Source organism: Streptomyces sp. NBC_00631 (assembly GCF_045206895.1).
In the GTDB taxonomy this organism is placed as follows: domain Bacteria; phylum Actinomycetota; class Actinomycetes; order Streptomycetales; family Streptomycetaceae; genus Streptomyces.
The window spans coordinates 6,700,972-6,719,078 of sequence record NZ_CP107734.1; the positions used below are offsets into that span (position 1 = coordinate 6,700,972).

16 protein-coding genes are annotated in these 18,107 nt (G+C 72.3%); 14 read left to right on the plus strand and 2 right to left on the minus strand.

Features of this window, described 5'->3' with window-relative positions; genetic code table 11:
- The first annotated feature begins 15 nt into the window (after positions 1–15).
- The 7 genes from glmS (at position 16) to tsaE (ending at position 8,288) form a co-directional block, all read left to right on the plus strand.
- Entirely contained in the window at positions 16–1,863 is a 1,848-nt protein-coding gene (gene glmS, locus OHB00_RS30925; protein ID WP_406439538.1) for a glutamine--fructose-6-phosphate transaminase (isomerizing), read from the plus strand.
- A 15-nt stretch (positions 1,864–1,878) separates the two neighbouring features.
- Entirely contained in the window at positions 1,879–2,250 is a 372-nt protein-coding gene (locus OHB00_RS30930) for a holo-ACP synthase (protein WP_406439540.1), read from the plus strand.
- 73 nt (positions 2,251–2,323) lie between these two features.
- Complete coding sequence (locus OHB00_RS30935) at positions 2,324–3,775, plus strand: NAD(P)H-hydrate dehydratase (RefSeq protein WP_406439542.1); 1,452 nt, start codon at positions 2,324–2,326, stop codon at positions 3,773–3,775.
- A gap of 461 nt (positions 3,776–4,236) precedes the next feature.
- Positions 4,237–5,088 (plus strand): L,D-transpeptidase family protein, encoded by an 852-nt coding sequence (locus tag OHB00_RS30940; protein WP_406439544.1) that lies wholly within the window; start codon positions 4,237–4,239, stop codon positions 5,086–5,088.
- Between the two features lie 130 nt (positions 5,089–5,218).
- Entirely contained in the window at positions 5,219–6,427 is a 1,209-nt protein-coding gene (alr, locus tag OHB00_RS30945; protein WP_406439546.1) for an alanine racemase, read from the plus strand.
- Between the two features lie 120 nt (positions 6,428–6,547).
- Complete coding sequence (locus tag OHB00_RS30950) at positions 6,548–7,810, plus strand: alpha/beta fold hydrolase (protein ID WP_406439547.1); 1,263 nt, start codon at positions 6,548–6,550, stop codon at positions 7,808–7,810.
- Positions 7,776–8,288 (plus strand): tRNA (adenosine(37)-N6)-threonylcarbamoyltransferase complex ATPase subunit type 1 TsaE, encoded by a 513-nt coding sequence (gene tsaE / locus OHB00_RS30955; protein WP_406439549.1) that lies wholly within the window; start codon positions 7,776–7,778, stop codon positions 8,286–8,288. The genes OHB00_RS30950 and tsaE overlap by 35 nt, the downstream gene beginning before the upstream one ends.
- Positions 8,289–8,694: 406 nt before the next feature.
- On the opposite strand, the gene OHB00_RS30960 is transcribed toward tsaE, so the two are convergent.
- Complete coding sequence (locus OHB00_RS30960) at positions 8,695–9,258, minus strand: hypothetical protein (protein WP_406439551.1); 564 nt, start codon at positions 9,256–9,258, stop codon at positions 8,695–8,697.
- Positions 9,259–9,383: 125 nt separating this feature from the next.
- Between OHB00_RS30960 and tsaB the strand changes: the two genes are divergently transcribed.
- Genes tsaB through OHB00_RS30980 form a run of 4 tightly spaced genes read left to right on the plus strand, consistent with a single transcriptional unit; the run spans position 9,384 to position 11,920 of the window.
- On the plus strand, positions 9,384–10,040 hold the full coding sequence (tsaB, locus tag OHB00_RS30965) for a tRNA (adenosine(37)-N6)-threonylcarbamoyltransferase complex dimerization subunit type 1 TsaB (protein ID WP_406439553.1): 657 nt from the start codon (positions 9,384–9,386) through the stop codon (positions 10,038–10,040).
- Between the two features lie 17 nt (positions 10,041–10,057).
- On the plus strand, positions 10,058–10,582 hold the full coding sequence (rimI, locus tag OHB00_RS30970; RefSeq protein ID WP_406446060.1) for a ribosomal protein S18-alanine N-acetyltransferase: 525 nt from the start codon (positions 10,058–10,060) through the stop codon (positions 10,580–10,582).
- Positions 10,575–11,663, plus strand: a complete 1,089-nt coding sequence (gene tsaD / locus OHB00_RS30975) for a tRNA (adenosine(37)-N6)-threonylcarbamoyltransferase complex transferase subunit TsaD (RefSeq protein ID WP_406439555.1) — start codon at positions 10,575–10,577, stop codon at positions 11,661–11,663. Before rimI ends, tsaD begins: the two co-directional genes overlap by 8 nt.
- The gene (locus OHB00_RS30980) at positions 11,660–11,920 is read left to right on the plus strand and encodes a hypothetical protein (RefSeq protein WP_406439557.1); all 261 of its coding nucleotides are present in this window, start codon (positions 11,660–11,662) and stop codon (positions 11,918–11,920) included. Before tsaD ends, OHB00_RS30980 begins: the two co-directional genes overlap by 4 nt.
- 42 nt (positions 11,921–11,962) lie before the next feature.
- On the opposite strand, the gene OHB00_RS30985 is transcribed toward OHB00_RS30980, so the two are convergent.
- Positions 11,963–14,260 carry a glycoside hydrolase family 3 N-terminal domain-containing protein gene (locus OHB00_RS30985; RefSeq protein ID WP_406439559.1) on the minus strand — a complete coding sequence of 766 codons (2,298 nt, stop codon included), beginning with the start codon at positions 14,258–14,260 and terminating at the stop codon, positions 11,963–11,965.
- A 169-nt stretch (positions 14,261–14,429) separates the two neighbouring features.
- Between OHB00_RS30985 and OHB00_RS30990 the strand changes: the two genes are divergently transcribed.
- The 3 genes from OHB00_RS30990 to OHB00_RS31000 all read left to right on the plus strand — a co-directional run bounded on the left by OHB00_RS30990 (position 14,430) and on the right by OHB00_RS31000 (position 18,063).
- Positions 14,430–15,461, plus strand: a complete 1,032-nt coding sequence (locus OHB00_RS30990) for a LacI family DNA-binding transcriptional regulator (protein WP_406439560.1) — start codon at positions 14,430–14,432, stop codon at positions 15,459–15,461.
- A 104-nt stretch (positions 15,462–15,565) separates the two neighbouring features.
- A complete protein-coding gene (locus OHB00_RS30995) occupies positions 15,566–16,912 on the plus strand; it encodes an endo-1,4-beta-xylanase (RefSeq protein ID WP_406439562.1) in 1,347 nt (448 codons plus the stop codon).
- Positions 16,913–17,100: 188 nt separating this feature from the next.
- Positions 17,101–18,063, plus strand: a complete 963-nt coding sequence (locus OHB00_RS31000; RefSeq protein WP_406446062.1) for an LCP family protein — start codon at positions 17,101–17,103, stop codon at positions 18,061–18,063.
- Positions 18,064–18,107 lie beyond the last annotated feature (44 nt).

The window sequence follows — 18,107 nt, forward strand, 5'->3', positions numbered from 1 at the left end:
CTTAGGCTGCCGCTCATGTGTGGAATCGTGGGATACGTGGGGGCGCAGTCGGCGCTCGATGTGGTGCTCGCCGGGCTCAAGCGGCTGGAGTACCGGGGGTACGACTCGGCGGGCGTCGCCGTGCTCGCGGACGGGGGGCTGGCCTCGGCGAAGAAGGCCGGGAAGCTGGTCAACCTGGAGAAGGAACTGACGGAGCGGCCGCTGCCGACCGGCGCCACCGGTATCGGGCACACCCGCTGGGCCACCCACGGCGGGCCGACGGACGCCAACGCGCATCCGCATCTCGACAACGCGGGCCGGGTCGCCGTCGTCCACAACGGGATCATCGAGAACTTCGCCGCGCTGCGGGGGGAGTTGGCCGAGCGCGGGCACGACCTGGCCTCCGAGACGGACACCGAGGTGGTCGCGCACCTGCTCGCCGAGGAGTTCTCCGGCACCGCCGATCTCGCCGAGGCGATGCGGCTGGTGTGCCGGCGTCTGGAGGGCGCGTTCACGCTGGTCGCGGTGCACGCCGACGAGCCGGACGTGGTCGTGGGCGCGCGCCGGAACTCCCCGCTCGTGGTGGGCGTCGGAGAGGGCGAGGCCTTTCTCGCCTCGGACGTCGCCGCGTTCATCGCCCACACGCGGTCGGCGATCGAGCTGGGCCAGGACCAGGTGGTGGAGCTCCGCCGGGACGGCGTGACGGTGACGGGCTTCGACGGCGCTCCGGCGGACGTCCGCTCCTACCACGTCGACTGGGACGCGTCGGCAGCGGAAAAGGGCGGTTATGACTACTTCATGCTCAAGGAGATCGCCGAGCAGCCCAAGGCGGTCGCCGACACGCTCCTGGGCCGCATCGACGCGGGCGGCTCGCTGACCCTGGACGAGGTCCGCATCGGCGCGGCCGAGCTCCGGGAGGTCGACAAGGTCGTCATCGTCGCGTGCGGTACGGCCTTCCACGCCGGTCTGATCGCCAAGTACGCCATCGAGCACTGGACGCGCATCCCGTGCGAGGTGGAGCTGGCGAGCGAGTTCCGGTACCGGGACCCGATCCTGGACTCGCGCTCGCTGGTCATCGCCATCTCCCAGTCCGGCGAGACCATGGACACGCTGATGGCCCTCAGGCACGCCCGTGAGCAGGGCTCGAAGGTCCTCGCGATCTGCAACACCAACGGCTCGACGATCCCGCGCGAGTCGGACGCGGTGCTGTACACCCACGCCGGGCCGGAGGTCGCGGTCGCCTCGACCAAGGCGTTCCTGACCCAGCTGGTGGCCTGCTACCTGGTGGCGCTGTACCTCGGCCAGGTACGGGGCACCAAGTGGGGCGACGAGATCAGCGCGGTGATCCGGGACCTGTCCCACATCTCCGGCGAGGTCGAGAGCGTCCTGGAGACCATGGAGCCGGTACGGGCGCTGGCGCGGTCGCTGGCGGACAAGAAGACCGTGCTCTTCCTCGGCCGGCACGTCGGCTACCCGGTCGCCCTCGAAGGCGCCCTGAAGCTCAAGGAGCTGGCGTACATGCACGCCGAGGGCTTCGCGGCGGGCGAGCTGAAGCACGGGCCGATCGCGCTGATCGAGGAGGACCTGCCGGTCGTGGTCGTGGTCCCGTCCCCGCGCGGGCGCTCCGTCCTGCACGACAAGATCGTCTCCAACATCCAGGAGATCCGGGCCCGGGGCGCCCGCACGATCGTGATCGCGGAGGAGGGCGACGAGGCGGTCGTACCGTACGCCGACCACCTGATCCGGATCCCGGTCACCCCGACCCTGCTGCAGCCGCTGGTGGCCACGGTCCCGCTCCAGGTCTTCGCCTGCGAACTGGCCACCGCCCGGGGCAACGAGGTGGACCAGCCGCGCAATCTGGCGAAGTCGGTCACCGTGGAGTGACCTTAGGGTCTGACCATGAGCATCATCGGGGTTGGCATCGACGTCGCCGAGATCGACCGGTTCCGGGAGTCGCTGGAGCGGACTCCCGGGCTGGCCGGGCGGCTGTTCATCGAGCGGGAGTTGTACCTGCCGAGCGGCGAGCGGCGCGGTGTCGCCTCGCTCGCGGCGCGGTTCGCGGCCAAGGAGGCGTTGGCCAAGGCGCTGGGCGCGCCGCCCGGGCTGCTCTGGACGGACGCGGAGGTGTACGTCGAGGACAACGGACGGCCGCGGCTGCGCGTGAAGGGCAGCGTGGCCGCCTGCGCGGCGGAACTCGGCGTGCGGTCGTGGCATGTGTCGCTCAGTCACGACGCGGGGGTGGCGTCGGCGGTGGTGATCGCGGAGGGGTGAGGGGGACGGGAGGGGTGACACGGCCGGGGCTGGGCGGGTGCGTGTCCCACCGGTTCCGGGGGAGACTCGGGGCATGCGGACTGCTTACAGCGTGGAGACGGTACGGGCGGCCGAGCGGGAGCTGATGGCGCGGCTGCCGGAGGGGGCGCTGATGCAGCGGGCCGCGGCCGGGCTGGCCGCCGCCTGCGCCGACCTGCTCGGCCGGGTGTACGGCAGCCGGGTGGTGCTGCTGGTCGGCAGCGGGGACAACGGCGGGGACGCGCTGTACGCCGGGGCGCGGCTCGCGCGCAGAGGGGCGGGGGTCGCGGCGGTGCTGCTCGCACCGGAGCGCGTGCACGGGGGCGGGCTGGCGGCGCTGCGCCGGGCCGGCGGGACGGTCGTGCGTGACGGTGGCGCCGAGGAGTTGATCCTGCGGGCCGATCTCGTCGTCGACGGGATCGTGGGGATCGGCGGGAAGGGCGGGCTGCGGCCCGGGGCGGCGGAGCTGGTGGCGGTCGTGGAGCGGTCGCGGGCCGCCGTCGTCGCCGTGGACCTGCCGAGCGGGGTGGAGGCGGACACCGGTGAGGTGCGGGGGGCGGCCGTACGGGCGGACCTGACCGTGACCTTCGGGACGCACAAGCCGGGGCTGCTGATCGACCCGGCACGGGAGTACGCCGGTTCGGTACGGCTGGTCGACATCGGGCTGGAACTGCCCGAGGAGGCCGGGCTGGAGGCGTTGCAGGACGTGGACGTGGCGCGGCTGCTGCCGGCGCCGTCGGCGGAGAGCGACAAGTACCGGCGGGGGGTGGTCGGCATCGTGGCCGGCTCGGCGCGTTATCCCGGGGCCGCGGTGCTCGCCGTCGCCGGGGCGTTGCGGGGCGGGGCCGGGGCCGTACGGTACGTCGGGCCGGCCAAGGACGCGGTGCTGGCCCGCTTTCCCGAGACGCTGGTGTCGGACGGGGGGCCGCGGAAGGCCGGGCGGGTGCAGGCGTGGGTGGCCGGGCCGGGGGTCGGGGACGATGCCGAGGCCGTCGCCGAGGTGCTGGCGGAGGACGTGCCGGTGCTGGTCGACGCCGACGGGCTGCGGCTCGCCGACCGGGACGCGGTACGCGGTCGTACGGCGCCGACCCTGATGACGCCGCATGCCGGGGAGGCGGCGGCCCTGCTCGGGGTACGGCGGGAGGAGGTCGAGGGCGGCCGGCTCGCGGCGGTGCGGGAGCTGGCGGCGGTCTATCGGGCGACGGTGCTGCTGAAGGGGTCGACGACGTTGGTGGCGGCGCCGGGGGGAGGATCCGCTGTCCGGGTGAACGCGACCGGGACACCCTGGCTTGCCACCGCCGGGAGCGGGGACGTGCTGTCCGGGCTGGCGGGGTCGTTGCTGGCGGCGGGGTTGGACGGGCGGGACGCGGGGAGTGTGGCCGCGTATCTGCACGGGCTCGCGGGGCGGTTCGCGGCGGAGGGGGCGCCGACGGTCGCCCATGCGGTGGCTGCGGAGTTGCCGTCGGCCTGGCGGGGGGTCTACCCACCCGCCCACCCGACTCGGTAGGCCAGGACCGCACCGTCACGGGGCTCCGCCCCGGACCCCGTCGGCCTGAACGGCCTCGTCCTCAAACGCCGGACGGGCTGGAGGGGAGGGCGGGCGCGGAGTTGGGGGAGGGGTGGGCGGTTCGGACGTAGGGCGGGTGCGGGTGCGGGTGCGGTTGCGTGGGGGCTGGGCGCGCCCGCGCGGCGGCAGCCGCACATCGGTACAGCCCCGCCCCCCTTGCGGGGCGCAGTTCCCGTCCCTCCTTGCGGGCCGCAGCTCAGCCGTAGCCCCCAGGGGGTCGCGGCGTGGGCGTGAGTTGTCCCCCGTAGCGCTGGAGGCCCCTGCATCCCTCGGGTGACCTCGCCGCGCGGCTCCCTGGAATTCCGGCCCCTGAGGGGTTGTCTGATCGCATGATTAGTGGACGATTTGTGCGTTATCGGTGTGGCCGGGTGCGGGGGATCGCAGGAGGCCTCGTCGTCGCCATGGCCGTGCTCTGCCTCGGTGCCGGGACCGGGTTCGCGGACACCGCCGCCCCCAAGCCACCCGCCGCCGTCCCCGAGTCGGAGCTGGTGCCGGGGGTCACGCCGGGGCCCTCGCAGCCATGGCAGATCGACACCCCCGACCAGATGCTGGCACCCAAGGTGTACACGCCCAGCGTCAAGGAGGACGCCGTCGAGCCGAAGGCGGCCGCGCCGGGGACGTACGACCTCATCGAGTACGTGCCGCTCAGCGACGCCGTCTCCAAGGTGAGCTGCTCCAAGCTGACCGGGCCGTACCAGAAGCAGATCGAGCAGTGGCTGAAGCTGAAGGTGGACGGGAAGCAGTCCACCGCCGACTGCAAGGCCATCCAGAAGTTCCAGAAGACGTACCGGATCAAGCCGGCGATCGGGTTCGCGGGGCCCGTGACCTGGTACCAGATGATGCTCCTGTCGGCGAAGAAGAACCCGAACGCCAAGAAGAACTGCCCCGTGAAGTCGTACCGGGTCGCCTGTGTCGACCTCAACCGGCAGGTCACCTGGGTCCAGAAGGGCAACAAGGTGGTCTACGGGCCGGTGCAGATGCGCAGCGGGCGCAAGGGGTACGCGACCAGGGCCGGGTGGCACACCGTCTACTGGCGGCACAAGAACCACTGGTCGACCCTGTACAACTCGCCCATGCCGTACGCCCAGTTCTTCGACGGCGGGCAGGCCTTCCACGCCGTCTACGGTTCCATCTACACCACCGTCGGCTCCTGGGGCTGTGTGAACCTCAAGCTCGGCGACGCGAAGAAGCTCTGGAGCGTGCTGAAGAAGGGCGACAGGGTGTACGTCTGGGGGCACCGGACCGGTACCTGACCCGGTGTGTCACCCGGTGCGCGGTCAGGCACGTGATTCCGTGTCCGGCGGGTACCCGAGGACGGTCGGGTAGCCGTACCGGGGGCTGTACCGGAGGGCTGTCGGAGGCCTCTGAGACACTGGGGGCGCGATGAGAGAGACAGCGACTGCACCGACCGCGCCCCTGCGCGCCCGCGCCGAGATCGATCTGGCCGCCCTGCGGGCCAACGCGCGCACCCTGCGTGCCCTCGCGCCGGGGGCGGCCCTGATGGCCGTGGTGAAGTCCGACGCGTACGGCCACGGCGCCGTCCGGTGTGCCCGCGCGGCCGTCGAGGCGGGCGCGAGCTGGCTCGGTACGGCCACCCCGGAGGAGGCGCTGGCACTGCGCGCGGATGCCGGGCTGCCGGCGGACGTGCGGATCATGTGCTGGCTGTGGACCCCGGGCGGGCCGTGGCGGGAGGCGGTCGAGGCCGGTCTCGACGTGTCGGTGAGCGGGCTGTGGGCACTGCGGGAGGTGACCGAGGCCGCTCGCGCGGCCGGACGGCACGCGCGCGTGCAGCTCAAGGCCGACACCGGGCTCGGGCGCAACGGCTGCCAGCCCGCCGACTGGCCCGAGCTGGTCCGCGAGGCGCTGCGCGCCGAGGCGGCCGGGCTGGTCCGGATCACCGGACTGTGGTCGCACTTCGCCTGCGCCGACGAGCCCGGCCATCCCTCCATCGCCGCCCAGCTCACCCTCTTCCACGAGATGCTCGGGTACGCCGAGGAGCAGGGCGTGCGCCCCGAGGTGCGGCACATCGCCAACTCGCCGGCCACCCTCACCCTCCCCGAGGCCCACTTCGACCTCGTCCGCACCGGCATCGCGCTCTACGGCCTCTCGCCCAGCCCCGAGCTGGGCAGCGCGGCCGACTTCGGTCTGCGCCCCGTGATGACGCTGTCCGCCTCCCTCGCCCTGGTGAAGCACGTACCGGGCGGGCACGGTGTCAGCTATGGGCACCACTACGTCACGCCCGGCGAGACCACCCTCGGGCTCGTCCCCGTCGGCTACGCGGACGGCATCCCGCGGCACGCCTCCGGCACCGGCCCCGTCCTGGTCGGCGGCAAGTGGCGGACAGCCGCCGGGCGCATCGCCATGGACCAGTTCGTCGTGGACCTCGGCGGCGACGAACCCGAAGTCGGCGCGGAAGCCGTGCTGTTCGGCCCGGGCGACCGGGGCGAGCCCACCGCCGAGGACTGGGCCCAGGCCGCGGGCACGATCGCATACGAAATCGTCACCCGCATCGGAACCCGGGTTCCCCGCGTCTATGTGAACGAGGAACCGAGTGGGCAAGAACCAGGGGACGGACCGGAAGCCGGCGACTGACCTCCGGGGTTCGGCGGCGGCACAACCCGGTTACACCTGTATCAACAGAAACAGCGATCTCGTCGGTACCACCCGTGTCACCTGACCGGCGAACTGCAGTACGGCGAAGAGGAGCGGTACGTGAGCGAGAGCAGTGCGGAGGCCGTAGCGGAAGCCGCCGCGGCGGCCGTCGTCGCCTCGGCCACGGAGGCGGCCTCCGGCAGCTGGCGCAAGGTGACGGGCGTCGCCGGAGCCGCCATAGGAGTGCTCGCCGCGGGGGCGGCCGCCGGGGTCGCCCTGGAGCGGATGACCGTCGGCCGCGGGATGCGGCGCAAGGCCCGGCTGGCGCTGGACTCGGCGGGCCCCTACGGCACCCTGCGCGGCGCGCCCGGCAAGGCGTACGCCGACGACGGCACCGAGCTGTACTACGAGGTCGACGAGGTGGAACCCGACCTCGGCGCGGCCGTGTCACCGCGCCGCCGCCGGCTCTTCGGCCGCAAGACGCCCGCGCCCGTCACCGTCGTCTTCAGCCACGGCTACTGCCTCAACCAGGACTCCTGGCACTTCCAGCGGGCGGCCCTGCGCGGGGTCGTCCGCACCGTGCACTGGGACCAGCGCAGCCACGGCCGCTCCGGGCGCGGCGTCGCCCAGCACGAGCGCGGCGTGGAGCTCACCATCGACCAGCTGGGCCGGGACCTGAAGGCCGTCCTGGACGCGGCCGCGCCGGAGGGGCCGATCGTGCTGGTCGGGCACTCCATGGGCGGGATGACGGTGATGGCGCTGGCCGCGCAGTATCCCGACCTGATCCGGCAGCGGGTGGTCGCCACCGCTTTCGTCGGTACCTCGTCCGGGCGGCTCGGCGAGGTCAACTTCGGGCTGCCGGTCGCCGGAGTCGCGGCCGTGCGCCGGGTGCTGCCGGGCGTGCTGAAGGCGCTGGGCACGCAGGCCGCGCTGGTGGAGAAGGGGCGGCGGGTCACCGCCGATCTCTTCGCCGGGATCATCAAGCGGTACTCGTTCGCGTCCAAGGACGTCGACCCGGCGGTGGAGCGGTTCGCGGAGCGGATGATCGAGTCGACGCCGATCGACGTGGTCGCCGAGTTCTACCCGGCCTTCACCGACCACGACAAGACCGCCGCCCTCGCCTACTTCCAGGATCTGCCGGTGCTGGTGCTGGCCGGGGTGCAGGACCTCGTCACGCCCAGCGAGCACAGCGAGGTCATCGCCGACCTGCTGCCCGACGCCGAACTGGTGCTCGTCGCGGACGCCGGGCACCTGGTCATGCTGGAACACCCGGAAGTGGTCACCGACCGCCTCGCCGACCTGCTCACCCGCGCGGGTGCCGTGCCGGCAGGGGCTACCGTAAGTGGCTATGGAAGCACCAGCAGCACGGCACAGCCAGGCTGAGATCGAGTTGACCGTCACCTCCCCCGAGCAGATGGGGGAGCTGGGCCGCCGACTGGCGAAATTGCTGCGCGCCGGTGACCTCGTGATGCTCAGCGGGGAGCTCGGCGCCGGCAAGACGACGCTGACGCGCGGGCTGGGCGAGGGGCTCGGCGTGCGCGGGGCCGTCACCTCCCCGACCTTCGTGATCGCCCGCGTCCATCCGTCCCTGGGGGGCGGGCCGCCGCTCGTCCACGTCGACGCGTACCGCCTGGGCGGCGGGCTCGACGAGATGGAGGACCTGGACCTCGACGTCTCGCTGCCCGAGTCCGTGATCGTCGTCGAGTGGGGCGAGGGCAAGGTCGAGGAGCTGACCGACGACCGGCTCATGGTCGGCATCCACCGGGCGGTCGGGGACACCACCGACGAGGTACGGCACGTGACCCTGGCGGGGCTGGGGGAGCGGTGGGACGGGCTGGATCTCGGGGTGCTGTCGGCCTGAGGAGCGTGTGAACGTTCCGACAAGGCGTCGGCAAGATGTTGCGCCGGGCGTATCGGGCGTGGTCACATGGTATCCAGTCCGTAGTTAGGGCTACCTAACTACGTCCGCCCCCGCACCTCAGGAGGCGCCAGTGTCCGTGTCCCAGTCCGAGGAGCGGCGACCGGTCGCGGTCGCCGTGGTCCCCGGGGTCTCCATGCGTGAGCTTCTGGCGTCCTGTGCGGCTGCTGACGCGGTGTCTCGGCCGCCGAGAGTGCCGGAGCCGGTGATTTCGAGGCCGGTCGAGCGCAGGCGCAAAGCCGCCTAGGCCGGTTCGGTCGGTGGGTCCGTGCGGGTTGCGTGGGGGCTGGTCGCGCAGTTTCCCGCGCCCCTTACGGGTCGCGTCCCTGAGGGCGTTGCAGAGATCTGCTCAGCGGATCACGACCACCTTGACCCCGATCGTCGCGAAGTTCCACATCGCGTAGCCGTCGGGGCGGGTCTCGCGGATGCCGCCTGTCCTGACCGTCGGGTCGGGGGGTGCGGCGGCGCGTTGGGCGGTGACGGCGCTGAAGCCGATGGCCGAGCCGTCCTTCGTGGTGGTGAAGCGGACCACGTGTTCGATGGGGAGGCCGTCGGTGCCCGTGACGGCCTTCGAGCGGGACGTCACCCAGTAGGCGCCCAGGGGCGGATCGATGGTGCCGGGGTTCACCTTGAAGGTGCGCTCGACGCGGCCCCGCTCGTTGACGAGCCAGACCCGGTCGTCGTCCACCGAGTACACCACCCGTTCACCCGTCCCGGAACTGTTCGGCAGGGCGGTGGGGTGGCGGTGGTCCCGGGGCGCCTTGGCGGCCGGCGCGCCGGGTGCGGGGCTCGCAGACGATCGGCCGCCGAGGCCGGGCGGTACGGTGGCCGAGGCCTGGTAGGCGAGGAATCCGACCACCCCGACGGCCGCCGCCGTGAGGCCGGCCACGACTCCCGAGCTGGTCCCTGCCACGTGCGCCACCTCTGCCTTGCCGTAGAGCATCGCCGTATATGTCGTACTTCGTACAGACCGTAGCAGTCAGTGACCGTCCGACCCGGCCGGGCGTGCTCGCGGCGCCGGAGCCGTAGGCTGTTCGCGTGCTCTTGCTCGCTCTGGATACCGCCACCCCCGCCGTCACCGTCGCCCTGCACGACGGTACGGCCGTCATCGCCTCGTCGAGCCAGGTGGACGCGCGCCGGCACGGCGAGCTGCTGCTGCCGGCCGTCGACCGCGTCCTCGCCGAGGCGGGGGTCAAGCTGGACGCCGTCACCGGGATCGTCACAGGCATCGGTCCCGGCCCCTACACCGGCCTGCGGGTCGGACTGATGACCGCGGACACCTTCGGGCTCGCGCTCGGCGTGCCCGTCCACGGCCTGTGCACGCTCGACGGGCTCGCCTACGCGGCCGACATCGAGAAGGGCCCGTTCGTCGTCGCCACCGACGCCCGCCGCAAAGAGGTCTACTGGGCGGTGTACGAGGACTCGCGGACCCGGCTCACGGAGCCTGCCGTCGACCGGCCCGCCGACATCGCCGAGAAGGTGGCCGGGCTGCCCGCCGTCGGCGCCGGGGCGCTGCTCTACCCCGAGACCTTCCCGGTCGCGCACGAGCCCGAGCACGTCTCCGCCGCGGCCCTGGCGTCGCTGGCCGTCGAGAAGCTGGCCGCGGGCGAGGAGCTGCCCGCGCCCCGGCCGCTGTATCTGCGCCGGCCGGACGCCCAGGTGCCCAAGAACTACAAGGTGGTCACCCCGAAGTGACCGCACAACTGCGCGAGATGCGCTGGTGGGACATCGACCCGGTCCTGGAGCTGGAGAAGGACCTGTTCCCCGAGGACGCCTGGTCGCGGGGGATGTTCTGGTCCGAACTGGCGCACGCCAGGGGCCCCGCTGCGACCCGGCGGTACGTGGTGGCCCTGGAGGGCGACCGGATCATCGGGTACGGGGGGCTCGCCGCCCAGGGCGCCGCGTCCGACAGCGGCGCCTCCGCCGTGGGCGACATCCAGACCATCGCCGTACGCCGGGACCAGTGGGGCAGCGGGCTCGGCGGAGAGCTGCTCACCGAGCTGCTGCGGGCCGCGACCGCCTTCGAGTGCGCCGAGGTCATGCTCGAATGCCGGGTCGACAACATCCGCGCCCAGAAGCTCTACGAGCGGTTCGGCTTCGAGCCCATCGGGTTCAGGCGCGGCTACTACCAGCCGGGGAACGTGGACGCCCTGGTGATGCGCCTGACGACCGGGCAGCCCGGCAGTGGCTCCGCCACCGGGCCCACCTCCGAACAAGGAACCGAGATCAATGGCTGACGAACCCCTGGTTCTGGGGATCGAGACCTCCTGCGACGAGACCGGCGTCGGCATCGTCCGGGGCACCACCCTGCTCGCCGACGCCATCGCCTCGTCCGTCGACGAGCACGCCCGCTTCGGCGGGGTCGTGCCCGAGGTGGCGTCGAGGGCGCATCTGGAGGCGATGGTCCCGACCATCGACCGCGCGCTGAAGGAAGCGGGCGTGAGCGCGAAGGACCTGGACGGCATCGCCGTCACGGCCGGGCCCGGCCTGGCCGGTGCGCTGCTGGTCGGCGTCTCGGCGGCGAAGGCGTACGCGTACGCGCTCGGCAAGCCGCTCTACGGCGTCAACCACCTCGCCTCCCACATCTGCGTCGACCAGCTGGAACACGGCCCGCTCCCCGAGCCGACGATGGCCCTCCTGGTCTCCGGCGGCCACTCCTCCCTCCTCCTCTCCTCGGACATCACCTCCGACGTACGGCCGCTCGGCGCGACCATCGACGACGCGGCCGGCGAGGCCTTCGACAAGATCGCCCGCGTGCTGAACCTGGGCTTCCCCGGCGGCCCGGTCATCGACCGGTACGCGAAGGAGGGGGACCCGCAGGCGATCGCCTTCCCGCGCGGCCTCACCGGCCCCCGCGACCCCGCCTACGACTTCTCCTTCTCCGGTCTGAAGACGGCCGTGGCCCGCTGGATCGAGGCCAGGCGGGCGGCCGGCGAGGAGGTGCCGGTCCGTGATGTGTCCGCCTCCTTCCAGGAGGCGGTCGTGGACGTCCTGACCCGCAAGGCCGTCCGGGCCTGCCGGGACGAGGGCGTCGACCACCTGATGATCGGCGGCGGGGTCGCTGCCAACTCGCGGCTGCGGGCCCTCGCGCAGGAGCGCTGCGAGGCGGCCGGTATCCAACTTCGGGTGCCGCGCATGAAGTTGTGCACGGACAACGGCGCGATGGTGGCCGCGCTCGGCGCGGAGATGGTCGCGCGCAACCGAACCCCGTCCGGCTGGGACCTCTCGGCTGACAGCTCCCTCCCGGTGACGGACCCGCACGTCCCGGGCAACCACGACCACGTGCACGAGGTGAGCAGGGAGAACCTCTACTCGTGACGGTCGCGTTGATGTGGGAGGCGCGGGCGGTCGCCGACCGGGGTGCGGAACTGCTCGTATGGGCGCAGCAGCAGGGGCTCGCGCAGGAGCCGTCGCGCCGAGAGACCTTCCGGGCACCGCAGGACCGGGTGCTGGTCATCACGTGGTGGCAGGCGCCGTACGACGCCCCGGACCTGCCCGAACTCCCGGACCCGCCGGGCGACCTGGTCACCCGTCCGGTGCACCGTTGGCGGTTCGAGTCGGTGGCGGAGAGCTAGCTCCCGGGTTCCCGGACGCCGTCGGCGGACGCGGCCCGACGGTCAGCCCACCTCCGTCTCGCAGCGGAGCACCCGGTCCGGGCCCAGACGGCGTGCCGGGCCTGTCAGCCGGAGGCGGGTCACGGCCCGTACCTCCGCGCTCGACGCCGCCACCCGCAGTTCCAGGGCGCCCGGCTCCACCACCCGCGCCCCGTCCCGGTCGGTGAACGCCGACAGGTCCGCGTGGAAGTGGAAGGCAAGGCTTCGGGATTCGCCGGGGGCGAGGTCCACCCGCCGGTAGCCGATCAGCCGGACGTCCGGGCGGGTCACCGAGGCCACCGGGTCGTGCAGGTAGAGCTGGACGACCTCGGTGCCCGGTCGTTCGCCGGTGTTGCGGACGGTGAGGGTCACGTCGTGGGAGCCGTCCGTGGGGAGCTCGGCCGACGGGGGTGACGTCGGCTCCCAGGCGAAGCTCGTGTACGAGCGGCCGTGGCCGAAGGCGTACAGCGGGGTCGGGTCCAGGTTGCTGACCTCGCCCGCGAGGCCCAGCGGGGGCTGGAGGTAGGTCCAGGGCTGGCCCCCCGGCACGCGGGGCACGCTCACCGGCAGGCGGCCCGACGGGTTGACGCGGCCCGACAGCACTCCCGCGACCGCCGGGCCGCCCTCCTCTCCGGGGAAGAACGCCTGCACCACCGCGCCGAGCCGGCCGTGCCAGCGGCCCAGTGCGTAGGGGCGCCCGGTGAGGAGGACCAGGACCACCGGGACGCCGGTCGTGAGGAGGGCGTCCAGCAGGTCGGCCTGGACGCCCGGCAGGCCCAGGTCCGTCACGTCGCAGCCCTCGCCCGACGTGCCCCGCCCGAAAAGGCCCGCGCGGTCGCCCAGTACCGCCACGCACACGTCCGCCTCCGCGGCGCGGGCCACCGCCTCCTCGAAGCCGGAGGTGTCCGGGTCCGAGACGTCGCAGCCCTCGGCGAACGTCACCTTCGCGTCGGGGAGTTCGGTGCGCAGCGACTCCAGGACCGTGGGGATGGAGATGCCCAGGTCCGCCTCGGGGTGGTGGGTGAGGACGTGGGAGGGGAAGGAGTAGCAGCCGAGCATGGCGAGGGCGTCGGCGGCCCGGGGGCCGACCACGGCCATGCGGGTGTCGGGGGCCAGGGGGAGTAGGCCGTCGGGGTTGTCCAGCAGGACCACCGACTCCTCGGCGAGGCGGCGGGCCAGGGCGCGGTTCGCCGTCGAGTCGAGGTCGATCGGCCCTTCCCGCGAAGGCTCCCAGTCCTCGTCCAGCAGGCCCAGCTCGCACTTCTGGAGCAGGACCCGGCGGGCCGCCCGGTCGACCAGTGACTCCGGGACCGTGCCTTCACGGACCGCCGCCACCAGCGGACGCCCGTAGCACTTCAGCGTCGGCAGCTCGACGTCGATGCCCGCCGCGAGGGCGAGATGGGCCGCCTCCGCCTCCGTACCGGCCACCCGGTGGAGGGACTGGAGGAAACCGATGCCGAAGTAGTCGGCGACCACTGTTCCCTCGAAGTCCCATTCGTCCCGCAGGAGTTCGGTCAGCAGGCGGGGGTCCGCGGAGGCCGGGACGCCGTCCGTCTCGTTGTACGCGGCCATCACCGAGCGGGCCCCGCCCTCCCGGAGCGCCATCTCGAACGGGGGAAGGGTGACGTCCGCGAACTCCCGTACTCCGGCGCGGACCGGGGCGAGGTTGCGGGCGCCGACCGAGGAGGCGTAGCCGGCGAAGTGCTTGAGGGTGGCGATCACTCCGGCCGACTCCAGGCCCCGGACGTAGGCGGAGCCGACCGTGCCGACCAGGTACGGGTCCTCGCCGATCGTCTCCTCGACCCGTCCCCAGCGCGGGTCGCGGACCACGTCCAGGACGGGGGCCAGGCCCTGGTGGACGCCGACCGAGCGCAGGTCGTGGCCGATGTGCCGGCCCAGCTCCTCGACCAGCGGCGGGTCGAAGGCGGCGCCCCAGGCGAGCGGGACCGGATAGGCCGTCGCCTGCCAGGCCGTGAAGCCGGCCAGGCACTCCTCGTGGGCGATCGCGGGGATGCCGAAGCGGCCGGCCGCGATGATCCGGCGCTGGGCGCGGGCCAGTGCTCGCGCGCCCAGCGCCGGGTCCACGGGGGCGGTGCCGAAGGAGCGGGTCAACTGGCCGAGGCCAAGGGTGATCAGTTCGTCCCAGTCGTAGTCGGCGGTCATCTCGCGTTGCAGCGGTGCGACCCCGTCGCCGTCCGTGGCGGCGCCCACCCACACGCCGTACAGCTGGGCTGTCTTCTCCTCCAGCGTCATCCGGGCGAGCAGGTCGTCGACGCGGGTGGCGGCGGGCAGTGCGGGGTCGCGCCAAGGAGCGGTGGTCATGAAACTCCCGTCTCTGCTCTCTGCTGCGCGGCTCCGCGGTGAAGCCCGCTGCGAGGTTCTCTGCTACGGACGCTGCTACGAATGTTTCGTACCACACACCGAATGTTCCGGGAACCTATGGCGTGCGAAGGTCTTCGTCAAGGGGGAGCGCAGGGATACGATCGCGGTCATGACGCCTCCGAAGCCCGCAGAAACGCAGACGGCGACCCTCGCCGAAATCGCCCGTGAGGCCGGCGTGTCCGCTCCGACTGTTTCGAAGGTCCTGAACGGGCGTGCCGATGTCGCCCCGGCGACCCGCACCCGTGTCGAGGAGCTGCTGCGTGCCTACGGCTACCGGCGGCGCCGGGCCGAGGCCTCCCGCTCCCCGCTGATCGACCTGGTCTTCCACGAGCTGGAGAGCGCCTGGGCGATGGAGGTCATCCGCGGGGTGGAGAACGTGGCCAGGGACGCCGGCCTGAGCGTCGTGCTCAGCGAGAGCGCCGGGCGGCTCACCCCCGGGCGGACCTGGGCCGACCAGGTGGCGGCGCGCCGGCCGCACGGGGTGGTGCTGGTGCTGTCGGGGCTCGACGAGTCGCAGCGGGCGCTGCTGATGAGCCGGTCGATCCCGTTCGTGGTGATGGACCCGGCGGGGGACCCGGGGCCCGACGTGCCGTCCATCGGGGCCACCAACTGGCAGGGCGGGCTCGCCGCCACCCGGCACCTGGTCGAGCTGGGGCACCGGCGCATCGGGGCGATCAGCGGGCCGTCCCGGATGATGTGCAGCAGGGCCCGGGTGGACGGGTACCGGGCCGCGCTGGAGACCGCCGGGCTCCCCGTCGACCCGGCCCTGATCAAGGCCGGCGACTTCCACCACGACGCCGGCTACCGGCTCGGCCTGGAACTGCTGCGCATGCCCGACCGGCCGACGGCGGTCTTCACCGGCAACGACCTCCAGGCGCTCGGACTCTACGAGGCCGCGCGCGAGCTGGGGCTGCGCATCCCGGAGGACGTCAGCGTCGTCGGGTTCGACGATCTGCCGGTGGCCCGCTGGGTGGGGCCGCCGCTGACGACCGTACGGCAGCCGCTGACCGAGATGGCCGAGGCGGCGGCGCGGCTGGTCCTTGAGATGGGGCGGGCGGAGGCGGCGACGACCGCGACCCGGGTGGAGCTGGCGACCAGCCTGGTGGTGCGGTCGAGTACGGCGGCTCCCGCGTCCGGCTGAGGCGGACCTGGCCAGAAGTTGACGTATTGACGGGTGATGTGCCCGCCCCCACACTCCTCCGAAGCCAATCGGTTGTACGGCCGAAACTTTCGGAGGTACCCGCAATGAGATCTCTGAGAACAGGCTTGTCCCTGGCGGCACTCGTCACCGGCGCCGCCCTGCTGTTCACGGCGCCTGCGGCGCACGCCGCCGACACCCCGCTGCGCGACCTGGCCGCCGCGAAGGGCAAGGTCATCGGCACCGCGGTCACCGGCTCCAAGCTCACCGGCACCTACGGCGACCTGGCCGGCAGCCAGTTCAGCTCGCTGACCCCGGGCAACGCCATGAAGTGGGGGACGGTCGAGCCCACCCAGGGCACCTTCAACTGGACCGAGGCCGACCAGATCGTGGCCTTCGCCCAGGCCCACAACCAGCAGGTGCGCGGCCACACCCTGGTCTGGCACAGCCAGAACCCCAGCTGGCTGACGAACGGCACCTGGACCTCGGCCCAGCTCGGCAGCCTGCTGCAGAACCACATCAGCACCGAGGTCGGCCGCTACAAGGGGAAGATCGCCGCCTGGGACGTCGTCAACGAACCCTTCAACGAGGACGGTTCCTACCGGTCGACGATCTGGTACAACGGCCTCGGTTCCGACTACATCGCCGACGCTCTGACCTGGGCGCACGCGGCCGACCCGGCCGCCAAGCTGTACATCAACGACTACAACGTCGAGGGCGTCGACGCGAAGAGCACGGCCCTGTACAACCTCGTCAAGGACCTGAAGAGCCGGGGTGTGCCGATCGACGGAGTCGGGCTCCAGGCCCACCTCGTCCTCGGCCAGGTGCCGGCCACTCTCCAGCAGAACATCCAGCGCTTCGCCGACCTGGGCGTCGACGTGGCGATCACCGAGCTGGACATCCGGATGGCGCTGCCCTCCGACAGCACCAAACTCGCCCAGCAGAAGGCCGACTTCAAGTCGGTGGTGGCCGCGTGCGTGGCAGTGAGCCGCTGCGTCAACGTCACCGTGTGGGGCTTCACCGACTCCGACTCCTGGGTGGACAGCACCTTCCCGGGCTACGGCGCGGCGACGCCGTACGACGCGAACTACGCGCCGAAACCGGCGTACTACGGCATCGCGGAGGCGCTTGGCGGCACCACGACGACCCCGCCGCCGACCGGCGCCTGCACCGCCGCCTACAGCGTGAGCAGCCAGTGGAACACCGGGTTCACGGGCCAGGTGACGATCTCCTGTTCCGGGGCCGCACTGAGCTCCTGGAACGTGAGCTGGACGTACGGCGCGGGACAGCAGATCACGCAGGCCTGGAACGCCGGCTGCACCCAGTCGGGCGCGGCGGTGTCCTGTGCCAACGCCTCCTACAACGGGACCGTGGCGGACGGGAGTTCGGTGACCTTCGGGTTCAACGCGTCCTGGAACGGGAGCAATCCGGTACCCGCCGTCACCCTGGGCTGAACCCGGAGTGAGAAGGGTGAGATTTTCCGAAGAAAACCCCTTCGCGGCGCTCGCGCTAACAGTCCCCTAATAATTCGGACTTACGTTCCTGCCTTGTGACGGGACACGAGGAGCAAGGCGAAGCGGGCAGACGGGTGGGCCGGCGGTCGAGAGCGCTGAAGATCGTCGGCCTCACCCTGGCGGGGGTCATGACGCTCGGCATCGCCGGCGCGGGGTGGGTCTACTGGCACCTCAACGACAACATCAAGAGCGTCGACATCGACAGCGCGCTCGGCGACGACCGCCCGGCGAAGGCGGTGACGACGCCGACGGCCACCGCGTCCGCGTCCGCCTCCCCGCTGCCCACCGGCTCGGTCAACATTTTGGTGCTGGGCTCGGACTCGCGCAGCGGCAAGGAGAACAAGAAGCTCGGTGGCGGCAGCAGCTCGGGCGCCCGCTCCGACACCGCGATGGTCGTCCACATCGACGCAGGCCGGACGTCGGCCACCGTCGTCAGCATCCCGCGCGACACCCTGGTCACCCGGCCCTCCTGCCCGCTGTCCTCCGGCGGCTCGACCTCCGTCGCCTACAACGCGATGTTCAACAGCGCCTACTCGGTGGGCGGGGCGGTGTGCGCGGTCAAGACGGTCGAGTCCCTCACCGGCGTCCGCATGGACCACTACCTGGAGATCGACTTCTCGGGCTTCGCGAAACTGGTCGACGCGCTCGGCGGGGTGACCGTGACCACCGACCAGGACATCGACGACGACGACAGCCACCTGCACCTGAAGAAGGGCACCCACCACCTGGACGGCACCCAGGCCCTGGCGCTCGCCCGCACCCGGCACGGGATAGGCGACGGCAGCGACCTGGGCCGGATAGGCCTCCAGCAGAAACTGGTGAAAGCCCTCCTCGACCAGATGGCCTCCAGCAGCCTGCTGACCGATCCGGCCAAGCTCTACGAGGTCGCCGACGCGGTCACCTCCAGCCTCACCACCGACACCGGCCTGGACTCGCTCAGCGAACTGATGCGCCTGGGCCAGAGCCTCAAGGGCCTGACCTCGGACCACGTCAAGACGGTGATGATGCCCGTGGTGACCGCGCCCTCCGACCCCAACCGGGTGATCGCGAAGGAGCCGGCGGCGAGGGACCTGTGGGCGTCCTTGCGGTAGGCACCCCGCCGCCCGCTGCTACCCGCTTGGCCGCCCCGGACGGG

Excerpts from the sequence above, each read along its gene's own strand:
- OHB00_RS31000 (WP_406446062.1), top strand. The coding sequence starts at position 17,101 with ATGACGCTCGGCATCGCCGGCGCGGGGTGGGTCTACTGGCACCTCAAC.
- OHB00_RS30935 (WP_406439542.1), top strand. The coding sequence starts at position 2,324 with ATGCGGACTGCTTACAGCGTGGAGACGGTACGGGCGGCCGAGCGGGAG.
- OHB00_RS30990 (WP_406439560.1), top strand. The coding sequence starts at position 14,430 with ATGACGCCTCCGAAGCCCGCAGAAACGCAGACGGCGACCCTCGCCGAA.
- OHB00_RS30930 (WP_406439540.1), top strand. The coding sequence starts at position 1,879 with ATGAGCATCATCGGGGTTGGCATCGACGTCGCCGAGATCGACCGGTTC.
- OHB00_RS30995 (WP_406439562.1), top strand. The coding sequence starts at position 15,566 with ATGAGATCTCTGAGAACAGGCTTGTCCCTGGCGGCACTCGTCACCGGC.
- glmS (WP_406439538.1), top strand. The coding sequence starts at position 16 with ATGTGTGGAATCGTGGGATACGTGGGGGCGCAGTCGGCGCTCGATGTG.
- tsaD (WP_406439555.1), top strand. The coding sequence starts at position 10,575 with ATGGCTGACGAACCCCTGGTTCTGGGGATCGAGACCTCCTGCGACGAG.
- OHB00_RS30985 (WP_406439559.1), bottom strand. The coding sequence starts at position 14,260 with ATGACCACCGCTCCTTGGCGCGACCCCGCACTGCCCGCCGCCACCCGC.
- rimI (WP_406446060.1), top strand. The coding sequence starts at position 10,058 with ATGCGCTGGTGGGACATCGACCCGGTCCTGGAGCTGGAGAAGGACCTG.
- tsaE (WP_406439549.1), top strand. The coding sequence starts at position 7,776 with ATGGAAGCACCAGCAGCACGGCACAGCCAGGCTGAGATCGAGTTGACC.
- OHB00_RS30940 (WP_406439544.1), top strand. The coding sequence starts at position 4,237 with ATGGCCGTGCTCTGCCTCGGTGCCGGGACCGGGTTCGCGGACACCGCC.
- alr (WP_406439546.1), top strand. The coding sequence starts at position 5,219 with ATGAGAGAGACAGCGACTGCACCGACCGCGCCCCTGCGCGCCCGCGCC.